Here is an 8300-nt window from a genome sequence, read left to right as displayed (position 1 = left end):
AGGTCAGCGTGTAATCACGCTGACTGCGCCTTTTTCCCGTGTTCATTACGTCCTCCTGAGAATGGGTCAGAAGGTGTAAACCTTATTCAGGACGGGACATCAACAATAAAAAAGGCGACTGTCCTGAGACAGTCGCCTTTTTTTGTGCCCGGGAATCTTAGGTCGGCATGTTGCGCGCGTAGAAGATTTCGAGCATTTCGTGTTTCACACGATCAGTCACCTGAGCGCGCTGCTCCGGGGACAGGCTGCTGGTGGCGTCGCCGAACAGGTAGTTATCCAGTTCGAAGTTCTTCAGCAGCATTTTGGTGTGGAACAGGTTCTCCTGGTACACGTTCACGTCGGTCATCTGGTACGCGTCGCGAGTGTCTTCGGAGAGGTAGTTCTGGATCGAATTGATCTCGTGGTCGATGAAGTGCTTGTTGCCTTCAACGTCACGAGTGAAGCCGCGCACACGATAATCCACAGTCACGATGTCCGAATCGAACTGGTGAATGAGGAAATTGAGCGCTTTCAGCGGTGAGATGACACCACAAGTCGACACGTCGATGTCCACACGGAACGTTGCAATACCGTCGTCCGGATGGATTTCCGGGTAGGTGTGCACCGTGATGTGGCTCTTGTCGAGGTGGGCCAGGATAATTTCGGGCAACGGGCCCGGCGATTCTTCAATCTGGCTTTCAGTCGGGGTTACCGGCTCTTCAGAAATCAGAATCGTGACGCTGGCGCCCTGAGGTTCATAGTCCTGACTGGCAATGTTCAGGATGTTGGCACCAATGATCTCGACAACTTCTGTGAGAATCTGCGTCAGGCGTTTCGCGTTGTACTCTTGATTGATGTACTCGACGTAAGCCTGCTGGTCTTGCGGGGTTTCCGCGTAGCAGATGTCATAGATGTTGAAGCTCAAGGTCTTTGTCAGGTTATTGAACCCGTGGAGCTTGAGTTTGCTTTTCACCGTTAAAAACTCTCTATGTATGCGGCGCAGCCGCGTGATCAAGCATGCCCGTCAAGTGCGAACAACGCACCTGCGTAGGACGGTTAACACCTCTTCGCGATGGCGATTTTGGTTATCTGTTCAGGCGGATGACCCGTCGGCTGACCGATCACTGCCCTGAAAAAAGTGGCGCATTATGCAGACGTCAGCGGGGGATCGCCAGAGTCTGCACTGCTTTTATGATAGTTGAATGTCGGTTCAACCGAGTTCGACGATTTCATAATCGTGAGTGATGGCCACGCCAGCGGCGCCGAGCATGATCGAAGCCGAGCAATACTTCTCGGCGGACAACTCGATCGCGCGTTTGACCTGGGCTTCTTTCAAGCCACGGCCCTTGACCACGAAATGCATGTGAATCTTGGTGAATACCTTCGGATCTTCGGTCGCGCGCTCGGCTTCGAGGAAGGCTTCGCAGCTTTCAACGGCCTGACGCGATTTCTTCAGAATGCTGACCACGTCGAAATTGCTGCAACCGCCCACACCGAGCAGGAGCATTTCCATCGGGCGAACACCCAGATTGCGACCACCGGCGTCCGGCGGACCGTCCATGACCACGACATGACCGCTGCCGGATTCGCCGAGGAACATGGCTTCGCCAGCCCATTGGATGCGTGCCTTCATCGCCCAGACTCCACTGTAAAAAAAGGGTCGCCAGCTTAGCACAGGGGATTGCCCTGACCGCGAGCAGCGTTCCTAGGACGAATGCTCCAACTGTGTAGGTAATTTCTCGAATTTGCGACGAAGTGTCTGTTAAGCTGGCGCCAATTCGCTGGCGCCCATGCCAGCCGTGCAGCGACCGCCTTCAGCGCCTCATAAAAAAATCAAACATCACCGTGCAGTCTTTTCGGGATACAACCATGGTTGCTATTACCCCCACACCCAAAATCAAGAACCTCGACAAGCTGTTGATGCATTGTCAGCGCCGTCGCCATGCGGCCAAGAGCAACATCATTTGTGCCGGCGATCGTTCCGATACGTTGTATTTCATCATCAAGGGTTCGGTGACGATCTTGATCGAGGATGACGACGGCCGCGAAATGATCATCGCCTACCTTAATGCCGGGGATTTCTTCGGTGAGTTGGGCCTGTTCGAGCAAGCCGGCCAGGAACAGGAACGCAGTGCCTGGGTGCGGGCCAAGGTGGAATGCGAAACAGCGGAAATCAGCTACGCCAAGTTCCGCGAATTATCGCAGCAGGATCCAGACATTCTTTACGTCCTCAGCGGACAAATCGCACAACGCCTGCGCAACACCACGCGCAAGGTCGGCGACCTGGCGTTCTTTGACGTGACCGGTCGCGTAGCGCGTTGCCTGCTGGAGTTGTGCAAACAGCCAGACGCGATGACCCACCCGGACGGTATGCAGATCAAGGTGACCCGTCAGGAAATCGGGCGGATTGTCGGTTGTTCGCGGGAGATGGTCGGTCGCGTGCTCAAGGATCTTGAGGAACGCAACCTGGTCGATGTGAAAGGCAAGACCATGGTGGTCTTCGGTACACGCTAAGCCCGAATATCAGGCGCTGTACATCTGCGCCAGCATCAAACGAAACAGCTCATCAAGACGCGCCAAGGCCTGTGGCGCGTTGAATTTCTCATGCAGGGCGATGTGGCTTTGCGCCCTCACCCGCTGCTCCAGGCCGCACGCTTCGTTGAAGCGATTGACCGCTGCAACCATCGATTCGCGCTCGTCATCCATCAGCATCGCCCCGTGCACCAGACCGACCGGCCGTTGTCCGCCCTGACTCTGGCGCCAGCGCTGGGCGGTGCCGACCATTTTGCGACCGTCGAGGTTGACGTTGAAACGGCCGTCGCAGAATGCGCCGTGGATTTCGCCTAACGATGACGTGCCGCCCAACTCATCGAGCAACTGACAGATCGGATCGCAGAGACGGTGGTAGCCGGTTTCGATGCGGTTCAGATCGCCTTCGCTGCGCGGTGGTGCGTAGACCAACGCGATGTTGATGGTGGCGGCGGATTGCGGGACGGGTTCGCCGCCGGTTTCACGCAGCAGGACTGGCCAGCCGGCAGCGGCGGAGACTTCGCAGGCGTGTTCGAAAGCGGGCAAGCGGTTCAGGCGGCGTGGCATGACCAGTGCGCGATCGCTGGGTTGCCAGAAGAGAAGGCCGAATTCGGAGTCGCCGGCGCAGACCGAGGCCAGCAAGTCTTGCTCGGCCTGCAGGCCGGCTTCGATGGTCAGCGGGGTTGGCAGCGACATAACAGGCTCCGGCAACATAAGAATCTTCAGCGGTTTCGATGGCCCCTTCGCGAGCAGGCTCACTCCTACAAGGGGAACGCATTCCAACTGTAGGAGTGAGCCTGCTCCGGGCGGCGTTCCGACGATGGCGTCGACTCGGTCTGAAAGAATATCAGTCGAGGGTCGAACCGCTGATCGGCACGCCACGCTCCGGGAAGAACAGGCGCTGCAGTTCAGTGCCCGGATTTTCCGCGCGCATGAATGCTTCACCGACCAGGAACGAATACACGTCGCTGATTTCCATCAGCTCGACATCGGCACGGTTGAGGATACCGCTCTCGGTAATCACCAGACGATCACGCGGAATACGCGGCAGCAGATCGAGGGTGGTTTCCAGGCTGACATCAAACGTATGCAGGTTGCGGTTGTTGACGCCGACCAGCGGCGTATCGAGGGTTTTCAACGCGCGCTCCAGTTCATCACCGTCGTGAACTTCCACCAGCACGTCGAGGCCAACACTTTTGGCCACCGCCGCCAGCTCGGCCATTTTCACGTCATCCAGCGCGGAGACGATCAGCAGCACACAGTCGGCGCCCAACGCGCGGGCTTCAACGATCTGGTAAGGATCGATCATGAAGTCCTTGCGAATCACCGGCAGCTTGCAGGCGGCGCGCGCCTGTTGCAGGTAAGCATCGGCGCCCTGGAAATAATCGATATCGGTCAGCACGGACAGACAGGTTGCCCCGCCCTTCTCGTAGCTTTTGGCGATATCCGCCGGAACGAAGTCCTCGCGGATCACGCCTTTGCTTGGCGAAGCCTTTTTGATTTCAGCGATCACCGCTGGTTGTTTCTTCTTCGCTTGCGCCAGCAGCGCGTTGGCGAAACCGCGGGGTGCATCGGCCGCCTTGGCCAGACTTTCCAGCTCGCTCAGGCTGACGCGGGCGCTACGCTCGGCGACTTCCTGAACCTTGCGGGCCAGAATGTTTTCCAGAACCGTCGGTACACTCATCCCTCATTCTCCACTCTGAATACCGCGGTAAAGGCACCCAGCTCCTCGAGTTTCTCCCGAGCGAGGCCGGTGTGCAGGGCGTCGTGCGCAAGCTCCACGCCTTGTTTCAAACTGCTCGCCACGTCGGCGGCGTACAGCGCAGCACCGGCGTTGAGCACAATCATTTCGGCGGCTTTCTGGCCGTTCTCGGTCTTGCGCTTGCCGAGGGCATCGCGGATCAGCGCCAGCGACGCTTCCGGGCCTTCGACCGACAGACCGTGCAGGCTCTGGCTCTTCATGCCGAGGTCTTCCGGCTCGACCCAATATTCAGTGATTTCGTTGTTCTTCAGCTCGGCGACAAACGTCGGCGCGGCGAGGCTGAACTCGTCCAGACCGTCCTTCGAATGCACCACCAGCACGTGCTTGCTGCCCAGACGCTGCAACACTTCGGCCAATGGCCGGCACAGCGCCTTGTTGAATACGCCCACTACCTGATGCTTCACACCGGCCGGATTCGTAAGCGGGCCGAGCATGTTGAACAGCGTACGCAGGCCGAGATCGCGGCGCGGGCCGGCGGCGTACTTCATGGCTTTGTGGTGAGTCTGGGCGAACATGAAACCAATGCCGACGTTGTCGATGCAACGCGCAACCTGTACCGGCGTCAGGTTCAGATAGATGCCGGCGGCTTCGAGCAAGTCGGCGCTGCCGCTTTTACCCGAGACCGCACGGTTACCGTGTTTGGCCACGGTGCAACCGGCTGCCGCGACAACAAAGGAAGAAGCCGTCGACACGTTGAAGATGTTTGCACCGTCACCGCCGGTGCCGACCACATCGACCACGCCGTCGAGGGTTTTCAGTTCGACCTGATCGGCCAGCTCACGCATCACTGACACGGCGCCGACGATCTCGTCGATGCTCTCGCTCTTCATGCGCATGGCCATCATGAACGCGCCGACCTGCGCCTCGGTGCATTGGCCGGTCATGATTTCGCGCATCACATCGCGCATTTCTTCGGTGCTGAGATCGAGGTGCTCGACGATACGGCTCAGGGCTGTCTTGATATTCATGGGAAGTCCTTAGCGCGTGCCGCCGGTTTGTTTGAGGAAGTTGGCAAACAGTTCATGACCCTGCTCGGTGAGGATCGACTCGGGGTGGAACTGTACGCCCTCAATGTTCAGGGTCTTGTGACGCAGGCCCATGATTTCGTCGACCGAACCGTCGTCGTGTTGCGTCCACGCGGTCAGTTCCAGGCAATCGGGCAACGTATCGTGCTTGACGATCAGCGAGTGGTAGCGGGTAACAGTCAACGGATGATTCAGACCTTGGAAAACGCCCTTGTCCTCGTGGAATACCGGGCTAGTCTTACCGTGCATGACTTGGCGCGCGCGCACCACATCACCGCCAAAGGCCTGGCCGATGGATTGGTGGCCGAGGCAGACACCCAGAATCGGCAGTTTGCCGGCGAAGTGTTTGATCGCTTCGATGGAGATACCGGCTTCGGTCGGCGTGCACGGGCCTGGCGATACGACGATGCGCTCGGGCTTGAGTGCTTCGATCTCGGCGACGGTCAATTCGTCGTTGCGCACGACTTTGACGTCGGCACCCAGTTCGCCGAGGAATTGCACAACGTTGTAAGTAAAGGAGTCGTAGTTGTCGATCATCAGCAACATGGCGTTTCGAACCTCTTGAATTCTGACTTGGAGACAGCCTTCAGATGACTTGCCCGCAGGGCGCTGCACGATGTCGGACGCAGATGGACGCGTCGGCACAGCGGCATTTCAAACAGGCAAGGAAGGCAAAGCGATACAGATCCGGCGGGGCCGGCAGAAAAGATTCAGGCGCGCCAACGCCAGCGGGCGTGTGCCTTGATGACTTGATCCAGAAGTTTGCTGGTGATCAACACGGGGAAGGTCTCGTTCATACGTTCCGGCACAGTAACTTAGCTGGGCGGAGCGTGCAATATGGCCGGGCGTATGGGGGTTAAATCTGCGCGAGGGTTCGCGACCGATGGCAAAAGGCCGGAAGTTTTTGGTACTGTCGTTTCGTTCACCTACAACAATAAATAAACGGACTTGCTCATGATCAAACAGACGTTGTTTGTACCGCTGGCTGGTTGCCTGCTCGCACTGGCTTGTGCTCAGGCCAATGCCGCCCCCAATCCCTACTCGAATTTCGTGGTGTTTGGCGACAGCCTCAACGATGCCGGCACCTTCAGGGACACCGGCGGCCCGGCCGGTTCTACCCAGCGCTACACCAACCGTACCGGGCCGATCTATCTGGACGGCAGCGGCGAATCCCGCGATCTGAACGCCACCCAACGGCTCGGCGCACGCCTCGGCTTCACCCCCGATCAAACCGCCTCCTCCAGCTCGGCCGTGCGTGCCGAGAATGGCCAGGCTGACGGCAACAACTGGGCGGTCGGCGGTTATCGCACCGACCAGATTCTCGATTCGATCACTACGCAGTCGGCCACCGGCGAACGCACCCGCGCCGGCTACCTGCCCTCGAACGGCTTCCGCGCCGACCCGAATGCGCTGTATTACATTTCCGGTGGCGGTAACGACTTCCTCCAAGGTCGCATCCTCAGCCTGCCGCAAGCCAACGCCGGCGCCGATCGCCTGGCTGACAGCGTGCAAGCGCTGCAAACAGCCGGGGCCAAATACGTGATGGTCTGGCTGCTGCCTGACGTCGGCCTGACCCCAGCCATCAACGGCACACCGCTGCAAGCGTTCAGCAGCCAGCTCGCCGCGCAGTTCAACAGCCAGTTGGTCACGCGCCTGCAAGGCATCAACGCGGAAATTATTCCGCTGAACATTCCGGTTTTGCTGTCGGAAGTGTTCGCCGATCCGGGGCGTTTTGGCCTGGCCACTGATCAGAACCTCACCGCAACGTGTTTCAGCGGCAGCGGTTGCCCGGAAAACGCCCGTTACGGCATCAACAGTGCAACGCCGGATCCGACCAAGCTGATTTACAACGACGGCGTGCACCCGACCGAAGCCGGGCAAAAACTGATCTCCGACTACGCCTATTCCCTGCTGGCGGCGCCGTGGGAACTGACGCTGCTGCCGGAAATGGCCCACGCCACCGTGCGTGCGCATCAGGATGAACTGCGCAGCCAATGGCAGGCGGATTGGGAAAACTGGCAAGCGGTCGGCCAATGGCGCGCGATCGTTTCCGCCGGTGGCCAGCATCTGGATGTCGACAGCCAAAGCAGCGGCGCCAGTGCCGACGGCAGCGGTTACAACCTTAACGTCGGCGGCAGCTATCGTCTCAACGAAGCGTGGCGTGTCGGTGTGGCGGGTGGTTTCTACCGGCAGAATCTCGAGGCCGGGCATAACGATTCGGACTACAAGCTCAACAGCTACATGGCCACCGCATTCGCCCAGTTCCAGCAGAATCGCTGGTGGGCCGACGCCGCGTTGACCGGTGGCAAACTCGACTACGACAACCTCAAGCGCAAGTTTGATCTGGGCGCCAGCGAGGGTGCGGAGAAAGGTGATACCGACGGCAGCCTCTGGGCATTCAGCACGCGCATCGGTTACGACATTGCCCAGCCGGGCAGCGAATGGCATCTGTCGCCGTTCGTCAGCGCTGATTACGCCAGCGTCGATGTCGATGGTTATTCAGAGAAGAGCAACCGCGCCACCGCGCTGACCTTCGATGATCAGACCCGCGATTCGAAACGTCTGGGCTTTGGTATTCAGGGCAAGTACAACTTCACCCCGCAAACCCAAGTGTTTGGTGAGTACGCGCACGAGCGTGAGTACGAAGATGACGTGCAGAAGGTCAACATCGCGCTGAATACCTTGCCGGCGAATGACTTCAAACTTGAGGGGTATACGCCGCAGAGTCATTTGAATCGGTTGAGTCTGGGCGTGAGCCATAAGCTGACGGCGGATCTGGCGTTGCGTGGCGGGTATTCGTTGCGCAAGGATGATGACTTTACCCAGCAGGGCGTGAATGTCGGGGTGGTGTTGGATTTTTAAGCGGTAGAGCAAAAGATCGCAGCCTGCGGCAGCTCCTACAGGGGGTTGTTGCAGGGCATAAAAAAGCGGCGCCCTCACAGGCGCCGCTTTTTTATGGCTCATTTTCTGGGGTGAGAGACATTTACCTGTGGTGAGGGGATTTA

Annotated in this window: 8 protein-coding genes; 2 read left to right on the top strand and 6 right to left on the bottom strand. The window is 58.6% G+C overall.

Annotation, left to right across the window (positions count from 1 at the left end):
- Positions 1-157: 157 nt before the first annotated feature.
- The gene (gene speD / locus PMI37_RS30015) at positions 158-952 is read right to left on the bottom strand and encodes an adenosylmethionine decarboxylase (protein WP_008088600.1); all 795 of its coding nucleotides are present in this window, start codon (positions 950-952) and stop codon (positions 158-160) included.
- A 237-nt stretch (positions 953-1189) separates the two neighbouring features.
- Positions 1190-1612, bottom strand: coding sequence for an OsmC family protein (locus PMI37_RS30010; RefSeq protein WP_003228794.1), 423 nt, complete (start codon positions 1610-1612; stop codon positions 1190-1192).
- A gap of 236 nt (positions 1613-1848) precedes the next feature.
- Here PMI37_RS30010 and crp point away from each other — a divergent pair, with 236 nt between their 5' ends.
- Positions 1849-2493, top strand: coding sequence for a cAMP-activated global transcriptional regulator CRP (gene crp, locus PMI37_RS30005; RefSeq protein ID WP_008088598.1), 645 nt, complete (start codon positions 1849-1851; stop codon positions 2491-2493).
- A gap of 9 nt (positions 2494-2502) precedes the next feature.
- Here the strand turns inward: crp and PMI37_RS30000 are convergent, their stop codons facing one another.
- From PMI37_RS30000 to PMI37_RS29985, 4 genes are all read right to left on the bottom strand, one after another.
- Positions 2503-3204 (bottom strand): lipoate--protein ligase family protein, encoded by a 702-nt coding sequence (locus tag PMI37_RS30000; protein ID WP_008088596.1) that lies wholly within the window; start codon positions 3202-3204, stop codon positions 2503-2505.
- Between the two features lie 151 nt (positions 3205-3355).
- Entirely contained in the window at positions 3356-4192 is an 837-nt protein-coding gene (trpC, locus tag PMI37_RS29995; RefSeq protein WP_008088594.1) for an indole-3-glycerol phosphate synthase TrpC, read from the bottom strand.
- Positions 4189-5238 (bottom strand): anthranilate phosphoribosyltransferase, encoded by a 1050-nt coding sequence (trpD, locus tag PMI37_RS29990; RefSeq protein ID WP_008088592.1) that lies wholly within the window; start codon positions 5236-5238, stop codon positions 4189-4191. The genes trpC and trpD overlap by 4 nt, the downstream gene beginning before the upstream one ends.
- Before the next feature lie 9 nt (positions 5239-5247).
- Complete coding sequence (locus tag PMI37_RS29985) at positions 5248-5841, bottom strand: aminodeoxychorismate/anthranilate synthase component II (RefSeq protein ID WP_008088590.1); 594 nt, start codon at positions 5839-5841, stop codon at positions 5248-5250.
- Between the two features lie 408 nt (positions 5842-6249).
- Here PMI37_RS29985 and estP point away from each other — a divergent pair, with 408 nt between their 5' ends.
- On the top strand, positions 6250-8157 hold the full coding sequence (gene estP, locus PMI37_RS29980; RefSeq protein ID WP_008088588.1) for an esterase EstP: 1908 nt from the start codon (positions 6250-6252) through the stop codon (positions 8155-8157).
- The last annotated feature ends 143 nt before the right edge of the window (positions 8158-8300 follow it).

The sequence above is a fragment of the Pseudomonas sp. GM80 genome (assembly GCF_000282515.1).
Lineage (GTDB): Bacteria > Pseudomonadota > Gammaproteobacteria > Pseudomonadales > Pseudomonadaceae > Aquipseudomonas.
This window is presented reverse-complemented; position numbering and strand designations above follow the sequence as displayed.

Coding starts and splice junctions, on each gene's coding strand:
- PMI37_RS30010 (WP_003228794.1), bottom strand. CDS start 1,612: ATGAAGGCACGCATCCAATGGGCTGGCGAAGCCATGTTCCTCGGCGAA.
- crp (WP_008088598.1), top strand. CDS start 1,849: ATGGTTGCTATTACCCCCACACCCAAAATCAAGAACCTCGACAAGCTG.
- PMI37_RS29985 (WP_008088590.1), bottom strand. CDS start 5,841: ATGTTGCTGATGATCGACAACTACGACTCCTTTACTTACAACGTTGTG.
- trpC (WP_008088594.1), bottom strand. CDS start 4,192: ATGAGTGTACCGACGGTTCTGGAAAACATTCTGGCCCGCAAGGTTCAG.
- estP (WP_008088588.1), top strand. CDS start 6,250: ATGATCAAACAGACGTTGTTTGTACCGCTGGCTGGTTGCCTGCTCGCA.
- PMI37_RS30000 (WP_008088596.1), bottom strand. CDS start 3,204: ATGTCGCTGCCAACCCCGCTGACCATCGAAGCCGGCCTGCAGGCCGAG.
- trpD (WP_008088592.1), bottom strand. CDS start 5,238: ATGAATATCAAGACAGCCCTGAGCCGTATCGTCGAGCACCTCGATCTC.